This window comes from Streptomyces sp. NPDC055140 (assembly GCF_053607285.1).
On the sequence record NZ_JBSGTG010000006.1, the window covers coordinates 249,560 to 270,315 of the forward strand.

Below are 20,756 nucleotides of genomic sequence, written 5' to 3' on the forward strand. Positions count from 1 at the left end.
ACGTCGAAACGGCGGGCCTCCGGCCGGATCCGAGGGGCGCGTTGATTCCGCTCAGGCTGTCCGGGTGGTCAGGTAACACGCGTCCAACTCGCCGTCACAACCACCAGGTTGGAAGCGGCTCCTGTACGCGATCCTCCGTGATCGACGCCCCTGGCAGGTAAGGCCACCTCCGGGGAAGGCCGTGCGGCGGACCTCCCCGGTGCACTCGTCCACGGGATGGTTGACAGTTGCCCCTACCGCCCAACCACAAGTTCCAACGAAGCGAATGCATCTACTACGAACTCCGGTAACACACTCGGTAGTTGCTCGCCTCACGAAGTCTCATGCCGGCACCATTGTCCCCGGCCAGTCGATATCGGCACAGCTGACCGAACTGCTAGATGGTCGTCCATCCGCCGTCGCTGGGAAGGATGACGCCGTTGATGTTCGGGGCGTCGTCGGAGAGCAGCCACAGCAGTGGGTGGACGATCACCTCGGGGGTGACCGAGGGCGTTCCGGCGGCGATCGACGGCGCGGTCAGCTCTTGGGCATAGGCGGACCGGAAGGCGGTGTCCATTCCCGTGTCGACGCCGCCGGGGGCGACGGCGTTGGCACGGATGCCGCGTCGGCCGTAGTAGAAGGCGACGGACTTGACGTAGCCGTTGAGTGCGTGCTTGGAGGTGGTGTAGGCAGCGCCGGAGAGGGAGGAGCGGAAGCTCGCCTCGGAGGAGACGTACACCAGAGCACCCGTACCGCGCTCCAGCATCTGCGGCAGGACGGCGCGGGTCAGGCGCATGGGTACGGTGACGTTGAGATCGAATACACGCTCCCAGGTCCTGTCGTCCATCTCGGCGGCGGGCAGCCAGCCGTCCGTGATTCCGGCAATGTTGGCCAGGGCGTCGACACGGCCCTCGCCGGCGGCCACCACCTCGTCGACGACGGACTGCTGGGTGAGATCGCCGGGGACGGCGACGACAGAGCCCTTGCCCTGCGCGTCGCGGGCCAGGGACTCCAGACTTTCGGCCGAGATGTCGGCGGCGATGACCCGCGCTCCCTCCGCGACGAGCTGAAGCGCGGTGGCGCGGCCGATACCGGCTCCGGCGCCGGTGACGACAACGGTACGGTCGGCGAACCGGGATATGGCGTCTTGCATGGTGATGTCTCCTCTGCGCAGGTGCTCCCACAGCCGCCGGTCGGCGGCTTTGAGAGCGATGGGATGTCAGACGGCTGCCGGCTGGAAACGGCCGGTGGTGATGGCGGCGATGGCGCCACCGTCCACGGTCAGGTCGGTACCGGTGACGAAGCCGGCGCTCCGCCCGAGCAGGAACTCCGCTGCCGCGGCGATCTCCTCGGCAGCCCCGGGACGCTTGATCGCGGATGCCTCGATGAGACCGCGTACCAGAACCTGGTCACCGCCGACGAGCTCCGCCCGTCCCATAGGAGTGGAGATGACCCCCGGGCTGATCGAGTTCAGTCGAGCGCCACGGTCGCCCCATGTGCCCGCCGCGACCGCTCGAACACGCAGCTGGGCGGCGTGCTTGGCGAACTGGTATGCGATGCTCCCGTCGGCGTAGCGCTCCGGGCTCAGCAGCGGGTGGGCGGCGAGGTCCTCGGGGGACAGCGTGCACAGCGCGTGGATGTCCTCGGGGGACAGCGGGCCCGGGTAGAAGTGTCCGGCGTTGCTGGCGATGACGACACCCGCGCCGCCGGGTGCGATCACCGTCGCGAACTCGTCCAGCACGAGCGCGGGGCCGAGGACGTCCACCCCCAGGATTGCCGGTACGGATCCCTGCGCCGGGGAGACACCGGCGGTGTGGACGAGGCGGGTGACGCTGCCGAGCTCCGCCGCGGCGCGTGCGAGCTCCGCCACCGCCGCGCGTGAGGTGACGTCCACGCTTCGAGTGGTCACCTCGAACCCGTCGTCGCGCATCTGCTCGGCGACCGGCTCCAGCGCCTCTTCCCGGTAGTCGGCGATCAGCAGATGGTGCCCGGCACCGATCCGGCGAGCGATGGCGCGTCCCATCCCTCCGGTTCCAATGACAACACTGACTTCGGCGTTCATGTACGGCTCCTGAAGTGCCTGGGTTGCGGACGGTCGATAATTCGATTCGAGTCGTCTCGTTTTGAAACGTATACCTGCTCCACCTGGGCCGCAAGGGCCTTGTGACAAGGGGTGCGCCAGCCGCCGCCCTATACTCGAGCGATGAGCGATCATGGCCACCGCACCGCGGCGAACACGGGAACGCCCACCGCTCCGGGGCGGAAACGCAGCGAGGCTTCGCGGCTCGCGATCTTCGCCGCGACCCGCACCCTCATCGAGGAACACGGCTACGAAAAGTTGACGATCGCGGGGATAGCGGCTCGCGCGGGCGTGGGCAAAGACACCATTTATCGCTGGTGGCCCTCGAAGAGCATGGTCGTGGTGGACGCCGTCCTCTCCGAGTCCCACCCCTTCCACACAGCGCCTCCAGCCCGCACCGGATCCGTGCACCGGGACGTCCAGAACTGGGTGCACACGCTCGCGCGGGACTACGTGGAGCCCGCCGGGGCCAGCCGGGTCAGGGCGCTGACCGCCGCGGCCAGCGAAGACCCCGCCACAGCGGAACTGCTCTACGCGCGCTACACCCAGACCCAGAGGACCGTCCTCATCGACCGCCTACAGGAGGCAGCCGATGCCGGGGAGCTGCGGCCCGACGCAGACTTCGCAGCGGTCGCGGACGCGGTACTCGGCTCGCTGTTCTACTGGGTCACCACCCGCCGCACCGACCTTCACATCAAGTCGGCGGACTCGCTCGTGGACATCCTTCTGCGCGGCCTGCGGCCCTGAACCCGCCTGCCAGGCGCACCTGAGCAGGGTCTTCCGGCAGCAGCGAACGCGGCCGTTGGCCAGCCGATCGCCATCGGCGCCACCGAGGGCACATGCCGACATCTGACGGGCGATCGTCTCGACAACACCGGCGCCGGATCACAGCATTCCCTTGAGGGGAACTGCACCCCCCGACTCCCTGCCAGGGCACTTGACGACCCATCTGCCGTTACTGGCAGATCTGCCGGAGCCCTACCCTCCCGTCATTGGGACAGCTCTGTGAGCGCCCGGCGGGAGGTGCGCACGCCCGTCATCATGATCGCCATCGATCCGGCCGTGCAGCACGCCAACGCCCAGAACACCGCGCGCGGCCCGGCCGTTGATCAGACACCCTCTCCAATGGGAGGAACCCCCGCCCACCGGACAAGGGTTCCGTCTCCCACCGCGCTCTCAGTCAGCGAGAGCGCTGGCCCCGGCGATCCGCCGGCGGAATGCCGACGTCACGACTTCCAGCAGGACGACCGCCCCACCGTCCACCTCAGCGATCGCCTTCTGCAGCGTCGGACCGACGTCACTCGGATCGGAGACCCGGTATGCCTTCGCGCCGAGCGCTGTGCCGATCTCTGTGTACTGACCGCCAAGCTTCTTGAGGCCGAACCGCTCATCGGCGACGGGCTGGTGCTCGCCGTAGCCGGTCATCTCGTTGTTGTTCGTCAGCACGATCAGCACCGGGATCTCGTTGCGCACGGCGGTCTCGATCTCCAGGCCGCACTGGCCGAACGCCGCGTCGCCGAGGTAGCAGACCGAGAGCTTGTCCGGCGCCGCCACCTTGGCGCCGAGCGCCAGACCGAGTGACGAGCCCAGCGGTGTGCTGTTCCCCCACCCGAGGTACCCGCGCGGCTGGGTCGCCTTGTAGTGCGGCGCGAGATGGTCCCGCGGATATCCGGAGTCGTGAGTGATGATCGTACGGTCGGGATCCAGCGACGTGATCATCTCGTGCACCAGGCGCAGCGGGTTGATCGGGACCTCATCCGCCTCGAAGTACGGCGCCCACTCGGCAGCGACCTTGGTGCCGTGATCCGCGACCGCCCGACGGAAGTCGGTCTTCGCGCTCGCCGGCCTACGCGACCGGAGCTGGCGCCGGAGTTCTTCGGTGACCTGGCTGAGTACCAGCTTGGCGTCCCCCACGAGCCCACAGGCGATCGGGTACTGCAGCGACAGATCGTCCGGGTCGTTGGTCGCCTGCACGATCGTCTTGCCTGCCGGGATGCGGAACGAGCCGAGGGTGTGGAGCAGACTCGCGCCGACGCTGAAGATGAGGTCGGCGTTGGGGACGAACTCGGCGATGCCCGGGCTGATGCCCGTGCCGCCACTGCCGATGGAGAGCGGGTGATCCTCCGGGAAGGCGCTCTTGGCGATATAGGTCGTCGCGACCGGAACGTTGATCGTCTCGGCGAACTCGACGAGTTCGGCCGTGGCTTCGGCCCAGAGCACACCCTGGCCGACACGGATCACCGGTCGTTCGGCGTCCAGCAGCAGGGCGACCGCCCGTTCCACGTCCGCCGGATCGGCGGCACTGCGGAATCGGCGGGGCGGATCGTACTCGAGGAGAGAGTCGTCGATCTCCTCCTCGGCGACGTCAAGCGGCAGTTCGAGCAGCACCGGCCCGGGTCGACCTGACCGCATGAGCTGGAACGCGCGCCGGAGCTGTGCCGGAATCGTCTGTGCGCTTTCGAACCGGGCCGACCACTTCGTGATCGAGCGGAACGAATCGACGGCGTCGAAGGTCGTACGCAGCCCGAGCTCGCTGAGCGGGTTGCCGTTGGGCAGGTACAACAGCGGCACGGAGTCGCTGTAGGCCTGGGCGATGCTCCCGAAGGAGTGCTCGGCCCCAGGGCCGTGCTGGGTCATGGCGACACCAATGTGTCGGCCATTACTGGTCCGGCTGTAGGCGTCGGCCATGTTGATGACGCTGCGCTCCTCGCGCCCGACGATCGGCCGGATCCCGACGGCCGCCGCAGTGTCGATCATCTTGTTGGCCGGGAAGCAGAACACGTTCTCCACGCCTTCCCGGCGCAGCACCTCGGCAACTGCCTCGCTCCCGCGCATCGCGTTTCCTTTCCCTGCCGTTCTGCACGGCTCCTTGTAGACTGCAGTTCTTCGTACGCAATTTTGCATACATTAGTGGCGACCGCAAGAGTCTGAGCTCTGATCCGGACGTCGACCGCGACGCGGGTGGTGGCTGTCCAGTTCGTCTCACCGGCGACTCAAAGAGGGAGGCTTACGCGGCCGGAGCCGCCGCGGCTCACGCCGCCTACTCCCTCAGTAGTGCTCACCGACCTGGTTCACGAGCTCCCTCCCCTCGCGCAGGCGCAGAATCTGTTCGCGCACGAGCCGGTAGGCACGCTCCTCCCAGCCACGGATCGTGCCGACGTGCGGAGTGATGAGTACATTCGGCGCGTCCCACAGCGGATGGCCGACGGGAAGCGGCTCCGGGTCGGTGACGTCCAGGAACGCCCGGATCCGCCCGCAAAGCACTTCGGCGACAATCGCCTCGGTGTCGACCACCCCGCCGCGTGAAACGTTCACCAGAAGCGCGTCGTCGTGGAGCGCTGCGAGGAACTCGGCGTCGACCAGGTGGTGCGTGTCCTCGGTGTGCGGCACCGCGAGTGCGACCACGTCCTGAGAAGGCAGCAGCTGCTGCAGCTCCGCGATGCCGGACACGCCAGGTCGTGCGCGCCGGGCGACGAGCGTGACATCGGCTCCGAACACGCGGACCGCGGTGGCGATACGCGTACCGATGTCGCCCGCGCCGATGACCGCCACACGCCGGCCGTCCAGCCCCTCGGTGAATCCGTGCTCCCAGCGATGGGCCCGCTGCGCCATGGCGAACGGGACGATGCCCCGCAACATTGCGATCATCCCGCCGACCGCGAGCTCCGCGGTCGATCCCCCGTGTACGCCCCTCCCGTTGCACAGGACGACGCCGTCGGGCACCACGGAGAGCCACGGTTCGACCCCCGCCGAAACCAGTTGCACGGCCCTGAGTCGCGGAAGGGACTCCAGCATTTCGCGGCTCGGTCGCGTGTTGAAGCGGCCGGCGAAGAATTCGATCTCGTGACCATGGACCGGAATCTCACCGACGCCGTCCCACACGAGCACCCGGACATCGCCCGGCAACACACCCAGCGCGATACGTGCGGCTTCATCGGGAACGCTCACCGTCAACATCGGACCGCCCATGGCAACTACCTTTCCGTTTCTGGCATGAGCCCCTGATCCACCCGCGGTGACGTGTCCGTCGCCGGTTCCACCGACACGCTGCACATACGAAAGGCGCTGATCACGAGACACAATGCCGCCGTCATGCAGGCGCACGAATTTCCAGGCCGCCTGGCTCCCCTAGAGCCACCCGCCGTCGACGTCGAGCTGCAAACCGGTGATGTAGCCCGATGCGTCCGTCGCCAGGAACAGCGTCACGGCAGCAATCTCGTCCGGTCGGCTGATTCCCGGAATCGCCATCCGGCCGAACCACGCGACTTTGTCGAGAGCAGCGATGTCGGGGCCCGAGTTCAACGCCGCCGGGGTTGCAGCAGGTTGACGCGGATGCCGTACTCGCCCCGTTCAGTGGGGGCCGCCGCAGGCGCAGATTGGGCGTCGCCAGCTTTGCTGACCACGTACTTGATGACGCCCGGACATCGAGGCGATGGAGGAGATGACGACCACTGACCCGCCGCTGGATCGCCAAGCTTGGCCGCCAGGGCGGCGCCCACGTCATCCACTCGCATGGAACATGTGCAATTTTGCATACATAACATAGGTGGTGACTTCGCCGACCGTCAAGAAGGGGCAGCGGGAACGGCGGTGCTTCGCTGGTCGAGGGCAGGCCTCCGAGGCGCTCGACGTTCACGGCGACGGCCGTGAGGATGTGCTGCCGGGGCGCCTTGGGTTGGCCGCAGTAGCAGTAGCGGCGCACGCCATGTCTGCGAACGAACTCATTGGCGGTGCCACACCGCAAGCGCCCCAGGTGGGAGGACAGCGCCGAGCACCGCAGGGCCCGCGACGGGGTGGAACATGAGGATGCCGTTGGCGTCGAGACGGGACTGCCAGTCCCACGTGGCGTTCCAGCCGGCGTCCAGGTCGATGTTGGTGTAGCCGGAACGCCTCACGACATACACAGGCGCATCAGGGCTGTGCCCTACACCCCCGGCAGCCGGTAGCGCTGCTGGGCGTTATGTCCGAAGACCTGCTCGCTCTCCGCGGCACTCAGGCCGCCGAGGGTGTCGGCGAGCGCGTCTGCGACATCGCCGTAACTTCCGGCCGCGAGGAGGCAGACGGGCCAGTCCGAGCCGAACATCACGCGTTGGACGGTGAAGACGCTGAGGATGTGGTCGACGAATGGCTGAAGTGTGCTTGACGTCCAGTCCTGCCAGTCGGCCTCGGTGACCATGCCGGACAACTTGACGTCGACATTGGGGTGTTCGGCCAGGCGCGCGACGGCGGACGCCCACGGGCTGTCCCAGCCGGCGGCTATGTGTGGCTTGGCGATGTGGTCGAGGACGAAGTGCAGGTCGGGAAGGGCAGCCGCGGTGGCGATGGCCGCCGGGAGCTCACGGGTGCGCACGAGCAGCTCGAAGACAAGGCCGCGGGCCGCGATCTCGCGGAGTCCGTGCCGGACGTCCGGCCGGTCGAGCCAGTGCGGGTCGTCCTCGTCGTGGACCTGATGACGGATGCCGACAAGCAACCGGCCGTATTCTGCTAGCAGTTCGTCGAGCTCATCGCCGACGTCCGGGGCGGTGAGATCGACCCAGCCCACGACGCCGTGGACGAACGGGGTCTCGCGGGCGATGTCGAGGAACATCCGGGTCTCGGGAAGGGCGGACACGGTCTGTACCAGGACCGTGCCGTCGATGCCGTGGGTCGCGAGATCCTGGGCGAGGTCATCGGGTGTGAAAGGGCGGCGCACGGGGTCCAGCGCAGCGCCCTCCATCCACGGATAGGTGAACCGATTGGGGTCCCAGAAGTGTTGGTGTGCGTCGATGCGCACGGCGTGCCGCGCGGTCATCGGGCAGTCCTCTCCAGGCCGGTGGCCAGGGGGCCCGACGGGACGGGGACGTCATCGGGCAGCAACCCACTCGCGCGCAGGTCGTGCCAGAGGGCGTCGGGTATGACCACTTCCAGCAGACCGACGTCCATGTCCAGCTCCGCGACGGACCGGGCACCGACCAGAACACTGGCGATCTGCGGATGGGCGAGGGGGAACTGCAGGGCGGCCGCCGCGAGAGGGACGTCGTACCGGTCACAGACGGCTTGAATCCGTGCTGCCTTTTCGATGACCGCGGCTGCGGCCGGGACATAGTCGTACCGGGCCTGCGGCGATGGATCCACGAGGATGCCGCTGTTGAACACGCCGCCGACGACGACCTTGGTGCCGTGTTCTCGGCAGGCGGGGAGGAGATCTGCCATCGCACTCTGGTCGAGCAGGGTGTAGCGGCCGGCGAGCAGGACGACGTCGAGGTCGCAGTTCTCCACCAGCCGGGTCAGCACCGGAGTGCGGTTCATTCCGGCGCCGATTGCCTTGACCGTTCCCTCGGCGCGGAGGTCCCGCAGGGCCGCGTAGGCGGTCGAGGAGGCCTGCTCGTAGTGGTCGTCGGGGTCGTGCAGGTGCAGGATGTCGACGCGGTCCAGGTCGAGCCGGTCGAGGCTCTCCGCCAGGGAGGTACGTACCCCGTCGTAGGTGAAGTCCCAGACGGGGCCGGTTGCGGGGACGTCGGTGTAGAAGGGTTGTCCATCCGCGTACTGGCTCTCGTCCCGGGGCGCGTCGGCCCGCAGCAGTCGGCCGACCTTGGAGGAGATGACGAGGTCCTCCCGCGGCGTGTCCCTCAGGGCGCTGCCGACGCGCTGTTCGGCCAGGCCGTGGCCGTAGAGCGGCGCTGTGTCGACGTAGCCGATTCCGCAGTCGCGTGCATGGCGAATCGTGTCGACGGCCTGTTCGTCGGTGACGGCTCCGAGGAAGTTGCCGAGGGACGCGGTCCCGAGTCCGATACGTGGCAGGCGCAGGCCGTGCTCGCCGATCTCGACACGCGCGGTGCCGGTCGCGGCGGTGTCGCGGGGTGTGTTCGGCACGCTGTCTCCCGACTTCAGAGGGCGGAGGTACGGACAGAATTCAGCCAGGCCCGGCCACGGCGGACAACATCGAAGTGCGGATGGCCGACTTTCGCGAAAGGAATCGACGCGGGGGTTCAGTGGTCCGGTGTCACGTCGCAGGATTGTCCCGGGAGGAGGCTCAGGGTGAGGGAGTTGTCCCGGTATCGGACCCGGACCTGTCGCGGCTCCGCGGCGCGGAGAGTGGCGCGCTGCAGTCGGCCGCCGGACCAGGTGATGTCCACGTGGATGCCGCCTCGCGCGCGCAGCCCGCGCACGTGCCCGTGCGGCCAGGCGGCCGGCAGGGCCGGAAGCAGTTCGATCTCAGCGCCGTCGGACTGCAACAGCATCTCGGCGATGCCCGCGGTGCCGCCCGCGTTGCCGTCGAAGGAGTAGATGTTCTGGGCGGCGCCCGCCACGCCACCGCGTGAGAAGGAGAGCAAGTTGGCCTCGCTCGCGTCCGCGACAAGGCTGCGGACGTGGTGGAGTGCGGTGTCGCCGTCGAGGAGCCGCGCGTAGTAGGCGATGAAGTTCGCCTCGGCCCACTCGGTCTGTTCCCAGCCGGGTGCAGCCTCGCGCCGGTCGATGGTCACGCGTGCCGCCTCGGCCAGCTCGGGTGTGGTGCGCGGTGAGATCTGACGCTCGGGATAGAGCGCCATGAGGTGGGAGGTGTGGCGGTGGCTCGGCACGGCTTCCTCGAAGTCGTGGAGCCATTCCTGCAGCTGCCCGTGGCGTCCGATCCGGAACGGGGCGAGCCGGCGGCGGGCCTCGGCGACCCGCTCGCGAAACGCGGCGTCGACGTCGAGGCGTTGGGCAGCCTCCTCGCACATCCGGAAGACCCCTTCGACGAAGACGCGGTCGGAGGTCGGTCCCATGGAGACGGAGCATTCGGCGCCGGAGGGTGCGAGGTACCAGTTCTCCGGTGAGTCGGAGGGGCCGGTGACCAGCCAGCCGTGCTCGGGCTCGGGAACGAGATAGTCGAGGAAGAATTCGGCGGCTTCCTTGAGGACGGGGTAGGCCCGTTCTCGTAGGAAGTCCGTGTCCTGCCCGTACTCCCATCGCTCCCAGTGCTGCAAGGCGATCCAGGCGCCGCCGGTCACGTTGAGGCCCCAGCCCATGCCGCGGCCGGGGGCGGTGTACCCCCAGGCGTTGGTGACGGTGTGGGCGACCCAGCCGCGAGCGCCGTAGAGCCGCGACGCCGTGTCCCGCCCGGACCGGCGCAGGTTCTCGACGAGGCGCAACAACGGCTCCTGGCATTCGGGGAGTCCGGTCGGCTCGGCCGCCCAGTAGTTCTGCTGGGTGTTCATGTCAAGGTGGAAGTCGTTCGTCCACGATGCGCTGCTGGCCAGGCCGTCGTTCCACAGTCCCTGCAGCGCGAGCGGCAGCGGTGAGTCATGGCGGGACCCGGCGACGGTGAGATAGCGCCCGTACTGGAAGTAGAGCGCGAGCAGTTCGGGGTCCTCGCCGCCGCGGGCCAGCAGATCGCGGCGTTCATCGGTGGGCAGCGCACGCAGGGCGGGCTCGGTGCGACCGAGGTCGAGAGCCGCGCGTCCCATCAGCGCGGACACGTCGGCGCCATGGGCGGCGCGCAGGTGAGGCCATCCCTGCCGGGCCGCCGCGTTCAGAGCGGCGGCCGCGTCGGTCTCCGGGGTGCCGCCTCGCCAACTGGTGCCGACGGCGACGAGGAGGGTCGCGGCGTCCGCGCCGTCGAGGCGCAGGGTGTCGTCGTCCGTGTCCTGGGTGCCGCCGTCGGACAGGAGGCGGATGCGGATGGTGAGGTCGACGCCGTCCCGGCCGTTGCTGTGCAGCGTTTCGACGGCCCGCCCCGACAGCACCAGATCGCCGTCGGTGGTGCGCCTCGTGAGCGGGAAGACGGCTTCGCCGACGCGGACTTGGAGGCTGAGGGCTCCGGGTTCGGAGGCGGTAACCCGGTAGGCCACGACGCGAGCGGGGTGCGACGCGAGCACCTCGGTGGCGTAGGTGACGTCGGAGCGGGTGAAGCTGGATCGCACGATGCCGTCGTCGAGGCTGAGGCTGCGGCGGTAGTCCTGGACGGGGCCGGTGGCGAGGTGCTCGATCCGTACCTCCGGGAGCGGCAGGTTGGTGCCGAAGGACGTCGGGTGGCCCAACAGGTGTTCCGCCGACAGTTCTTGTGCCTTGGCGTACTCACCGGCGAACAGCAGTGCGCGGATGGTGGCGAGTTGTTCACGGCCGCTCTCGCTGACGTCCGTCTCGGACGGTGAGCCGGACCAGGCGGTGGATTCCGACAGTTGGATGCGGTCGACATCCGTGCCGCCGTAGACCATGCCGCCGAGCCTGCCGTTGCCGATGGGCAGGGCCTCGAACCACCTGGTGGCCGGTGCGCTGTACCAGAGCGAGCCGGCCGGCAAGGGCGTGATGGGGTCGGAGCGGTCGGTCCCTGCGAAGGCGTTGAGGGGCATGTGCCTGGCTTTCAATGTCATGGTGCGGGCCGGTCAGATGGCGTCGAACTGCAACAGCAGCGCCTGTTGGGGCTGGAGCGTCGGCATGGGCAGGCCCAACGTGGACAAGGTGTGGCCGCTGAGCCTCAACGAACCCTCGTCGGCTGCGGTGAGCCAGCCGGGCGGGTGCTCGTTCAGCACCGGCAGGCCGATCTCGGCGCGTGTGCGGACCTTGTAGCGGCGATCCGGGGCGAGGCCGGGCACCGGGACCCGGCCCGAGGTGACCGCGGCCGACGTGCCGAGCCGCGCCCAGGCAAAGAGCGCGGATGTCCCGTCGTCGGCGACGACGCCGTGCAGCAAGGTCTGTTCGTCCGCGAGGTCGGCCCGGACGACCCGCCCGCTGTGCAGGAGCGGTCGCAGCTCCTTGTAGAGCTCGGCCCAGGCACGGATCGTGCCCAACTCGTCGCCATCGCACGTATTCAGGTTCTGCTCGATTCCCGCGTGCCCGAACAGCGCGGTGGCGAGCCGGAACGACAGCGAGGTGACGCGGCGTGTCGTGTGCGCCTCGGTGGCTCCCACGTGGGTGCCCATCAGCTCGGGTGGGAGGAGCTGACCGGTCCATCGCTGGATGTGCTGGCGTTCGACGGGGTCGTTGCAGTCGGAGGCCCAGACGCGGTCGGTGTGCTGGAGGATGCCCAGGTCGATGCGGCCGCCGCCGCTGGCGCAGGATTCGATCTCCAGACCGCGGTGCCGGGTGCGCAGGGCGTCGAGCAACCGGTAGAGCGCCTCGGTCTGGGCCCGGACACCCGCCCGGCCGCCGCCGTCGGCGCGGCTGCTCGCTTCGTGGAGTTCACGGTTGTGGTCCCACTTGATGTAGTCGATCCCGTACTGCGACACCAGGGCGTCCATCCGTTCGTACAGGAACTTCCAGGCATCCTCGTGGGCGATGTTGAGGACGTGCTGGTGCCGGATCGAGGGTCCCGCGCCGGACGGCGGGGCCAAGATCCAGTCGGGGTGTTCCTGTGCAAGCCGTGAGCTGAGATTGATCATCTCGGGTTCGAACCAGAGGCCGAACTCCATGCCGTGCGAGCGCACCCGCTCGACCAGTGGGGACAGGCCGTCCGGCCATACATCTGGGTCGACGAACCAGTCGCCGAGGCCGGTGCGGTCGTCACGGCGGCCGAGGAACCAGCCGTCGTCGAGGACGACGCGTTCCACACCGACTGAGGCCGCGCGGTCGACGAGTTCCGACAGGGTTTCGAGATCGTGGTGGAAGTAGACCGCTTCCCAGGTGTTGAGCACCAACGGCCGAGGGCTTGCCGGGTGGTGCGGCCGAGACCTGAGGGACTCGTGGAACCGGTCGGCGATCCCGTCCATGCCCCGGTCGGACCAGGCGAAGTAGAGCGTGGGGCTGTCGTACGAATCGCCGTCGCCGAGGGTGACTTCGCCCGGCAGCAGGAGTTCTCCTCCACCGATGACCGAACGGTGCACACCGGCGCCCTCCGGGAGCTGCTCGACGAAGTAGCGCTGGTTGCCGCTCCAGGCAACGTGCATGCCCCAGACCTCGCCGGAGCGGAAGCGGAATCCGCCCGTGCCCGCCATGAGCAGGTACGGGGAGTCGAGCGAGGGCCGTCCGCGCCGGCTCTCGCGCAGGTGGGTGCCGAACGGGAGGGAGTGGCGCTGCGGGCTGCGCTCACGCGACCACTTGCCCGTGAAGTCGACGATTTCCGTTGCCCGTTCGGGCAACGGCAGCAGGAAAGTGAGGGCGGTGAGGTCGAAGGCATCGACCTCGTCCGCAGTGCCGGCCAGGCGGTGGAGCCGGCCGTCGACCGCGAGGATGCCGTGTGCGTCGAGCCGGTAGCGCAGTGACAGTTCGAGGCCGAGGTCGCTGTGGAGCCGGAGAGTGAGACTCGATGCCTGCGCGTCATGCGTGTGCCCCGTGAGGCGGAAGCGCGGGTAGGGCATTCCGGTCGAGCGCAGGTGACCCTCGATGCCGGGGGTGCCCGACCAGGCGTCCGCCTCGGTGGGCAGCACCGTCAACAGGCGGGGCGTGTCGGTGGAGTTGTGGGTGACACTGGGTGTGGCCGTGGCACGGATGGTGTCGAGCTCGGCGGTGGAGAGTTCGCCGAGGTCGGCACCCCAGTGCAGGACGCGCGGCAGCGGGGCACCGAGCTCGACGACGAAGCTGGTGGAGCCGCCCCGCAGCTGGATCACGGGTGCGGAGTGGTCGAGGTCGGACACGGTTCCTCACGTGGGTCGTGGAGTGGTGCCGGCCGGTCGGGAGCGATGCCCGCCGACCGGCCGTGTGCGGGGCGGTGCGGGAGTCAGTCCGCGATGATCGACTTCGTCTGCTTCTGCAGCGCCGGCCAGAACTTCGCAGTCTTCTGATGCATGAAGAACGCCTCGAACTGCGGCCTGATCTCTGCCTCCATCTTGGAGCCGTTACTGTAGGCCGGAGCCGGGAAGAGCTCCCCCTTCGTCTGGTACGTGCCGAAGACGGACAGGTCGAGACCGTTCTTCGCGGAGGCCGCGACGAGGGCGTCCATTGAGGTCTTGATGGAGGGGAAGAACGAGCCGTTGACGACGGCCGCCTTCGACTGACACCGCGCGGAGCCCATGTAGGAGACCCACTTCCAGGTCTGCTCGGGCTTGTCGGTGCCGGCCCAGATGTTGTTTCCGTTCATGTTGCTGAGAACGGAGCGCTTGCCATCGGGCGAGGACACCACGGGGGTCGTGCCTACCTTAACGCCGGACAGCTTGGCCAGGGCGGGCGCGTCCCAGGAACCCCCGGCGACCATCGCCACCGAACCCGAGCCGATCTGGTCCGCGGTGCCGGTGGTGAACTGGCCGAGCTTGGGCGCGTAGCCGTCGTCCGACAGCCCCCGTATGAAGTCCATCGTGTCGATGAACCGCTGGTCCTTGTAGTTGAACTGGCTGGGCCAGTTGGGCTTGTCGGTGAGCTTGAAGCCCGTGCTGGAGGCAAAAGGCCCCCAGGTCGTCTGGCCGAGGTTGTCGTCCGAGGCCATCGTGCCGATGCCGTAGACCTTGACCTTCTTCTTGTCGAAGCCAGGTTCGTCCCCGCGCACGCCGTTCTTGTCGACGGTGAGGTGCTTGACCACCTTCAGGAAGGTGCCGCCGTCCTTGGTGTTCCAGGTGAGGTTCTGGAGATCCTTCTCCTTCAGCCCTGCCTTCTTGGCCATGTCCCGGTTGAAGTAGAGGGCGCTGGCCGCCCAGTCCAGCGGTAGCGCGTACTGCTTTCCGTCGGTGTACTTCCACAGGTCGACGCCGTCGGCGAAGGCACCGAGGTCGTAGTGGGTCTTCTTGATGAGGTCGTCCAGGGGGAGGATCTGCCCCTGGCTCGCATAGGACTGGAAGTAGGTCACGCTGTTCTGGAAGGCGTCGGGGGCGTCCTTGGCGACGAAGCCGGCGGTGAGCTTCGTGAAGTAGTCGTTCACGTTGTAATTCGTGATCTTTACTTTGATGCCGGGGTTGGCCTTCTCGAAACCAGGTATGCACTTGCTGTAGGCGGCGGCCTGGTCGGGGGACCAGGTCCACCAGTCGACCGTGGTACCCGCGCCCTCGGCGCTGCCGCCCCCGCCGCAGGCGGTGAGGGTGAGCAGGGCGGCGACGCCGGCAGCGGTGGCAGCGAACTTCCTGGTTCTCATGGATTGCCTCAAGTGGGTGTTGGGCGGGGTCACTTGATCCCGCTGAAGCCGATGGAGTTGACGATCCGCTTACCGAAGGCGACGAAGAGCAGCAGCATGGGAATCGCCGCGACCAGCGTCGCGGCCATCAGGCCGGAGAAGTCGGGCTGTGTCGTCGGGGACGCCTGCTGGAACACGCCGAGCGCCAGTGTGAGCGGCCTGACCTGCTCGTTGTTGGCGACGAGCAGGGGCCAGAAGTAGTCGTTCCAGGCCCCGATGAAGGTGAGGATGGCCAGCGTGGTGAGCGGCCCCGACGTCATCGGGAAGGTGATGCGGAACATGATTCGCAGAGGGCCGGCGCCGTCGATGACCGCGGCCTCTTCCACTTCCCCGCTCAGCCCGAGCATGAACTGGCGGAGGAAGAAGATGTTGAAGGCGGAGAACAGAGCGCCCGGCAGGACGAGTCCGGCGAAGGTGTTGATCAGACCGAGGTCGTTGATCAGCACGAAGTTGGGCAGCAGCATCAGAATGCCGGGCACCATCAAGCCGGAGAGCAGGATGGAGAAGACGACGTTGCGTCCTCGCCATTGCAGCCGCGCGAAGGCGTAGGCGGCGAAGGCGGAGAAGGTGACCACACAGACGGTGAGCAGGCCCGCGTAGATCACCGAGTTGCGCAGGAAGAGCGGGATGTCGAGGGAGGCGCCCGAGCCGCCCTGGGCTATTGCCGCGGCCTGATCGGTCATGCCGAAGACGCGCTCGAAGGCGTTGAGCGAGAAGCCGGTCGGCAGCAGGGAGGACGGGTCGCTGCTCAGCGCGTGGTTGTCCGACAGTGCGGTCCGCAGGATCCAGTAGAACGGAAAGATGGTCACCAGCAGGAATCCGGTGATGTAGATCCAGGCGACGGCCCGGCCCACCGGTGGACGCCGCCGGCGTCTGGACGCTACGTGATCCTTTGACACCTGGACTTCTGGAGCGATGACGGCTGTGGCGGTCATGACCGGCCTCACTTCGTGTCGGATTCGTCGGCGCGCAGCAGGCGCATCTGGAGGAAGGTGATGGTGATGAGCATCGCGAAGAGGGCGAGCGACATCGTGGCTGCGTAGCCGAAGTCGAACTGGCCGAAGGCCTTGTCGTAGATGTACATCTGCAACACATTCGTCGCGTCGGCCGGGCCGCCCTTGGTGGTGACCGCGACGATGTCGAACACCTGGAACGAGCTGATGACGCTGAGGACGACGACCATCGCCATGATCGGCCGCAGCAGCGGCAGGGTCAGTCGCCAGAACATCTGGATCTCGCTCGCGCCGTCCAGGCGGCCCGCCTCGTAGACGTCGGGCGAGATGGTCTGCAGGCCCGCGACGATCAGTACGGTGCTGTAGCCCATGGACTTCCACACGCTGATCAGGGCCACCGAGGGGATGGCCCACGTCTGTGAGCCGAGGAACTCGATCGGCGAGCCCGTGATCTTCTCGATCAGCACGTTGACGATCCCGAGCTGTGGGTCGAGCATCCACTGCCACACCAGCCCCGCGACCACTCCGGAGATGAGGAACGGCAGGATCACCAGGCCCCGGATCACCGTCGACCTGGTCAGACGGTGCAGTACGACGGCGGTGATCAGCGAGACCGTGAGGCCGATCCCGACGGAGAGGGCGACGAAGTACAGGGTCACACGCAGGGAGTGCCAGAACTTCTCGTCACCGATCAGCGTCCTGATGTTGTCAAGGCCGGTCCAGACCGGCGGAGTCAGGATCTTGAAGTCCGTGAAGCTGAGGTAGACGCCCCGAAGCGTCGGATAGACGGCGAACACCGCGAAGCCCAGCACGGCCGGTGCGATCAGCAGCAGCGCGAGCCGCCAGTCGTTGCGATGCGCCGGGTTGCGCAACTGGCCCTTGCGGAGGGCATGTTCACGCCTCCCCGGCCGGGTCCTCAGCATCGTTGCCATGAAGTCTCCCTTGAGCAGCCGCACTTCGGCAGCGCACTGGCAGCTCGCCAGCGTGAGGCGACCATAGGTTCAATACATTCCGTTGTCCAGTAATCATTCGAGTCCATGCTGGGCAGATACGATTGCCTTTCATGGCAACGGAAACCAAGATGGCGGGCAACAGGGCGTTGCCGCAGCGGACACCGGGGAGAGACATGAGCGATGTGCCAGCAGATCGCGAACGCGGCTCGATGGACGGCGCCCCTCTCGCGTCGGCCCTGGAGTGGGGCAGGCTGCCCACAGCGCCTGCTGTGACGACGGTCCTGACGGAGATCCTGAAGCGCGGCCCGATTCCTCGGATCGAGGTCGCCCAGCGGACCGGGCTGTCCCAGACCGCAGTCACGAAGGCGGTCGCCCGCCTCACCGAACAGGGCCTCATCTCCGCCCACGACCACCGCCGTTCATCGGCGCCCGGCCGCCCCGTACAGCCGCTCAGCGTGCAGGCGCAAGCGGCACTGGCGATCGGGATCACGGTGCGCGTCGACGAGATCTTCGGCGTCGCCACCACCCTCCGTGCCGAGGTGCTGCAGTCGATCCACCGTCCGCTCGCCAGCACGGTGCCGGCGGCCGTCGCCGACAGCGTCGCCTCCGTGATCGACGCGCTGCTCGCCGATCTCGGCCCGGACGCCGAGCGAGTCCTCGGTGCCGGGGTGGCGGTGTCCGGCGAGGTCGACAGTGCCTCGGGGATCGTGCGCACGTCACCACGGCTCAACTGGCGGGACGTGCCGCTGCGCGAACTGGTCCACGAACGCCAGGGTCTGCCGGTGTACGTCGACAACGACGTCCGGGCGCTGTCGATCGCAGAGGAGTGGTTCGGCATCGGCGTCGACGTGAACTCGTTCGCCATCCTGACCATCGGCGCCGGCATCGGCTGCGGTCTGTATGTCAACGGAGACGTCGTCGCGGGTGATCACGGGGTGGCCGGCGAGATCGGACACCTGCCGCTCGGCCCAAGTGACCTGCTGTGCACGTGCGGACGGCACGGCTGCGTCGAGACGGTCGCCTCGTCGAGTGCCATCATCCAGGCCATCCGCGCGGCCAAACAGGACCCGCTGCTCACCATGAGGGAGGCCGTCGCGTTGGCGCGCGACGGCGACGCCGAGGCCCGCGGAGCGTTCGAGCGCGCCGGGTCCGTGCTCGGGCTCGCGCTGGCCACCGTGGCCAACCTGGTCGGCCCCGGCAGCATTCTCGTGGCCGGTGAATCCGTCACCAACTACGACCTCTTCGGCGTCCGGCTGCGCGAAGCGTTCGAGGCGCACGCGTTCGGTTCGGCGGGCGACTGCACTATCGTCGCGAAGTCCCACACCTTTGAGGACTGGGCGCGCGGCTCGGCGGCCTCGGCGATCCAGGCGCTGGTGGAAGGGAAACTGGCCGCGCAGTCCTGATTCGGAGATCGCCATGGGGATAGAGCTGGTGTGGTTGAAGACCTGGCTCGACGTCGTCGACACCGGCAGCTTCGCCAAGGCCGCCGAAGCCATACCTCTCTCACAGCCGCGCGTCTCCGCACACGTGGCCAACCTGGAACGGGCGCTGGGCTGCACACTGATCGAACGCCGGGTCCGGCCGCTCGCGCTGACCGAGGACGGACGCGCCCTGCTGCCCAAAGCCAGGGCGGTGCTCGCCTCGGTCGACGACCTCACCGGCCATCGCCACGGCCGGGATCCGCTCACCGGCCTGCTCAAGGTCGCCAGTTTCGCCAGCGCGAGCGACGCCTTCCTGCCGACCATCGTGCGACAACTGCACAAGGATCATCCGGAACTTGAGGTCGGCATCTTCGACGGTGACGTCCAGTCCACCGAGACCGCGCTGACCGACCGGCGCGTCACCGTCGCGCTGCGGCCGCTGCGCCCCGAACCCGTCGACCGGGCCCTGACCTGTCTCCCGCTGTGGCGAGAGCCGTTCGTGGTCCTCCTGCCCACCGGCCACGCCTTGCTGGCCGAGGAGTCCGTCGCGCTGGAACAGGTCGCCGCCCATCGGGTCATCACCATCGGAAACCCCCTGCTCGACAACTATCTCGGCTACGAGGCCGAGGCCGCGCTCCACGCCAGCTACGTGGAGGTACCGATGGGGCAGGTGTCACAACAGCCCACCACGCTGGCCGCCATGGTCCGGGCCGGGCTCGGTGTCGGTGTCGTCAACCTGCTTGCCGCGTCGATGGTCCGGCAGGACGGGCTCGAGCATCGTCCGATCCGCGACCTGCATCGCCATCGCGACGTCGGAATCTGGTGGCACAGCGAACGGCCGCTTCCGCGTGCCACCAGGACGTTCATCGACCTGGTGGCGGCGGCGCCACCGCCCAAGGGCACTGTGCCGGTCCCGCCGAGCGGCTGACCGGGCATTCCTCGGATCGCGGATGGCCGCCATCCGCGATCCACTATTGCCCGGTGAGGTGGGTGCTGGCTGCAATGAACTGGCCGCCGGAAAGCGCCTGTGTCCACCATCGCCCCCGGTGCCTGCCGAAGCCACGGGTGGACACTGCGGGGCTGCGGCCCGGTTCAGATACGTAGTGAAGGAGAAAGACACCTCATGCCCGATGCTGCTCCGCAGGTGCTCGGTGTGCTGTCGCCCACCCTCAGCGACCTGGTCCACGGTGACGAGGCCGCCGAGATCGTCTCGGTGGAGACGTACGCGCTCGCCGTGCCGCTGGCCCGCCCCATCGCGGACGCCACCGCGGCCATGGACCACTGGACGGTGCCGGTCGTCGAGATCCGCACCCGCGACGGCCTGGTCGGCACCGGCATCTCCGGCGTTCACACCGCTCCGGAACTTCTGTGCTCCGTCATCGACGACTACTACGCCACCAGCCTGCTCGGTGCCTCCAGCGCGGACATCCTCGGTACCTGGAACCGCCTGTACTGGCTGCCGACCCACTGGATAGGGCGCGCCGGCCCCATACACATGGCCCTCGGCATGGTCGACATCGCGCTCTGGGACCTCGCCGCACAGCGCGCCGGTGTCCCCCTGTGGCGACTCCTCGGCGGATCTGCCGACCCCATCGAGGCGTACAACACCGACGCCGGCTGGCTCAACGCCCCCGTCGATGAACTCGTCCGCGGACTGACCGGCCTCATCGACCAGGGTTGGCGCCGGGTGAAGGTCAAGGTCGGCAAGCCGGACTGGCGCGAGGACGCCGCCCGGGTCCGAGCCGTACGCTCGGCACTCGGCGACGATGCGACCCTGATGTGCGACGCCAATCAGCGCTGGGACCTGTCCACCGCCTGCCGGATCATGCCCGTCCTCGAGGAGACCCGCATGGACTGGGTCGAGGAACCGCTCCACGCCGACGACCTCAGCGGCCATGTCACCCTCCAGCGGTCGACAGGCCTCGACATCGCCGCCGGTGAAAGCATCTACAGCTACCAGCAGTTCAACAGTTTCATCAGCCATGACGCGATCCGCGTCGTCCAGCCCGACGCCACCCGGCTCGGCGGTGTGACCGAATGGCTGCAGGTGGCCGGACTTGCCGCAGCGCGCGGCCTGCGCGTCGCACCGCATGCCGGCGACATGATGCAGCTCCACCAGCACCTCGTCGGCGTCGGCCTGTCGGCCGCCCCGCCGCTGATCGAGTTCATTCCCTGGACGCAGGACGCCTTCGCAGAGCGCAGCGTCGTCCGTGAGGGATACCTCCAGCGCCCACAAGCCCCCGGCGCCTCCACGGCCATTGCCCCCAAGGCCCGCCACAGCTGGCAGGTCCGTGGGGTCGGGGCGCTGCGTGCGGGATAGCCGACGGTCTGTGTCGGGCCGGAGGCCCGGGAGATCCTCAGGACGGGTCGGCGGGC

The 20,756-nt window shown here is 68.1% G+C and carries 17 protein-coding genes; 4 read left to right on the top strand and 13 right to left on the bottom strand.

Translation table 11 applies throughout. The annotated features are described in order from the left end of the window. Positions 1–376: 376 nt before the first annotated feature. Both ACWFR4_RS14935 and ACWFR4_RS14940 read right to left on the bottom strand, forming a co-directional pair. On the bottom strand, positions 377–1,132 hold the full coding sequence (locus ACWFR4_RS14935; RefSeq protein WP_453458195.1) for an SDR family NAD(P)-dependent oxidoreductase: 756 nt from the start codon (positions 1,130–1,132) through the stop codon (positions 377–379). A gap of 66 nt (positions 1,133–1,198) precedes the next feature. Next, entirely contained in the window at positions 1,199–2,041 is an 843-nt protein-coding gene (locus tag ACWFR4_RS14940; protein ID WP_453652756.1) for an SDR family oxidoreductase, read from the bottom strand. A gap of 141 nt (positions 2,042–2,182) precedes the next feature. On the opposite strand from ACWFR4_RS14940, the gene ACWFR4_RS14945 reads away from it, so the two are divergent. After that, complete coding sequence (locus ACWFR4_RS14945; protein WP_453458201.1) at positions 2,183–2,806, top strand: TetR/AcrR family transcriptional regulator; 624 nt, start codon at positions 2,183–2,185, stop codon at positions 2,804–2,806. A 429-nt stretch (positions 2,807–3,235) separates the two neighbouring features. On the opposite strand, the gene ACWFR4_RS14950 is transcribed toward ACWFR4_RS14945, so the two are convergent. The 11 genes from ACWFR4_RS14950 to ACWFR4_RS15000 form a co-directional block, all read right to left on the bottom strand. Then, positions 3,236–4,963, bottom strand: a complete 1,728-nt coding sequence (locus tag ACWFR4_RS14950) for a thiamine pyrophosphate-requiring protein (protein WP_453458204.1) — start codon at positions 4,961–4,963, stop codon at positions 3,236–3,238. 144 nt (positions 4,964–5,107) lie between these two features. Next, positions 5,108–6,028 (bottom strand): 2-hydroxyacid dehydrogenase, encoded by a 921-nt coding sequence (locus tag ACWFR4_RS14955; RefSeq protein WP_453652758.1) that lies wholly within the window; start codon positions 6,026–6,028, stop codon positions 5,108–5,110. A 159-nt stretch (positions 6,029–6,187) separates the two neighbouring features. Further along, positions 6,188–6,361, bottom strand: coding sequence for an SDR family oxidoreductase (locus ACWFR4_RS14960; protein WP_453652760.1), 174 nt, complete (start codon positions 6,359–6,361; stop codon positions 6,188–6,190). 419 nt (positions 6,362–6,780) lie between these two features. Then, on the bottom strand, positions 6,781–6,954 hold the full coding sequence (locus tag ACWFR4_RS14965; protein WP_453458209.1) for a hypothetical protein: 174 nt from the start codon (positions 6,952–6,954) through the stop codon (positions 6,781–6,783). A 29-nt stretch (positions 6,955–6,983) separates the two neighbouring features. Then, positions 6,984–7,850 (bottom strand): amidohydrolase family protein, encoded by an 867-nt coding sequence (locus tag ACWFR4_RS14970; RefSeq protein ID WP_453458212.1) that lies wholly within the window; start codon positions 7,848–7,850, stop codon positions 6,984–6,986. After that, positions 7,847–8,911, bottom strand: a complete 1,065-nt coding sequence (locus ACWFR4_RS14975) for an aldo/keto reductase (protein WP_453458215.1) — start codon at positions 8,909–8,911, stop codon at positions 7,847–7,849. The genes ACWFR4_RS14970 and ACWFR4_RS14975 overlap by 4 nt, the downstream gene beginning before the upstream one ends. Before the next feature lie 116 nt (positions 8,912–9,027). Further along, the gene (locus ACWFR4_RS14980) at positions 9,028–11,370 is read right to left on the bottom strand and encodes a glycoside hydrolase family 95 protein (protein ID WP_453652762.1); all 2,343 of its coding nucleotides are present in this window, start codon (positions 11,368–11,370) and stop codon (positions 9,028–9,030) included. Positions 11,371–11,403: 33 nt separating this feature from the next. Continuing rightward, positions 11,404–13,590, bottom strand: a complete 2,187-nt coding sequence (locus tag ACWFR4_RS14985; RefSeq protein ID WP_453652764.1) for an alpha-galactosidase — start codon at positions 13,588–13,590, stop codon at positions 11,404–11,406. 83 nt (positions 13,591–13,673) lie between these two features. Beyond that, positions 13,674–15,014, bottom strand: coding sequence for an ABC transporter substrate-binding protein (locus ACWFR4_RS14990; protein ID WP_453458223.1), 1,341 nt, complete (start codon positions 15,012–15,014; stop codon positions 13,674–13,676). Positions 15,015–15,043: 29 nt separating this feature from the next. After that, the gene (locus ACWFR4_RS14995; RefSeq protein ID WP_453458225.1) at positions 15,044–15,988 is read right to left on the bottom strand and encodes a carbohydrate ABC transporter permease; all 945 of its coding nucleotides are present in this window, start codon (positions 15,986–15,988) and stop codon (positions 15,044–15,046) included. 8 nt (positions 15,989–15,996) lie between these two features. Then, positions 15,997–16,938: a carbohydrate ABC transporter permease gene (locus tag ACWFR4_RS15000; RefSeq protein WP_453652766.1), complete on the bottom strand. Its 942-nt coding sequence runs from the start codon at positions 16,936–16,938 to the stop codon at positions 15,997–15,999. A 194-nt stretch (positions 16,939–17,132) separates the two neighbouring features. Here ACWFR4_RS15000 and ACWFR4_RS15005 point away from each other — a divergent pair, with 194 nt between their 5' ends. The 3 genes from ACWFR4_RS15005 (at position 17,133) to ACWFR4_RS15015 (ending at position 20,700) form a co-directional block, all read left to right on the top strand. Continuing rightward, positions 17,133–18,362 carry an ROK family protein gene (locus ACWFR4_RS15005; RefSeq protein ID WP_453458231.1) on the top strand — a complete coding sequence of 410 codons (1,230 nt, stop codon included), beginning with the start codon at positions 17,133–17,135 and terminating at the stop codon, positions 18,360–18,362. Between the two features lie 13 nt (positions 18,363–18,375). Continuing rightward, positions 18,376–19,308 (top strand): LysR family transcriptional regulator, encoded by a 933-nt coding sequence (locus ACWFR4_RS15010; protein WP_453458234.1) that lies wholly within the window; start codon positions 18,376–18,378, stop codon positions 19,306–19,308. A gap of 195 nt (positions 19,309–19,503) precedes the next feature. Then, positions 19,504–20,700: a mandelate racemase/muconate lactonizing enzyme family protein gene (locus ACWFR4_RS15015; RefSeq protein ID WP_382708252.1), complete on the top strand. Its 1,197-nt coding sequence runs from the start codon at positions 19,504–19,506 to the stop codon at positions 20,698–20,700. Positions 20,701–20,756 lie beyond the last annotated feature (56 nt).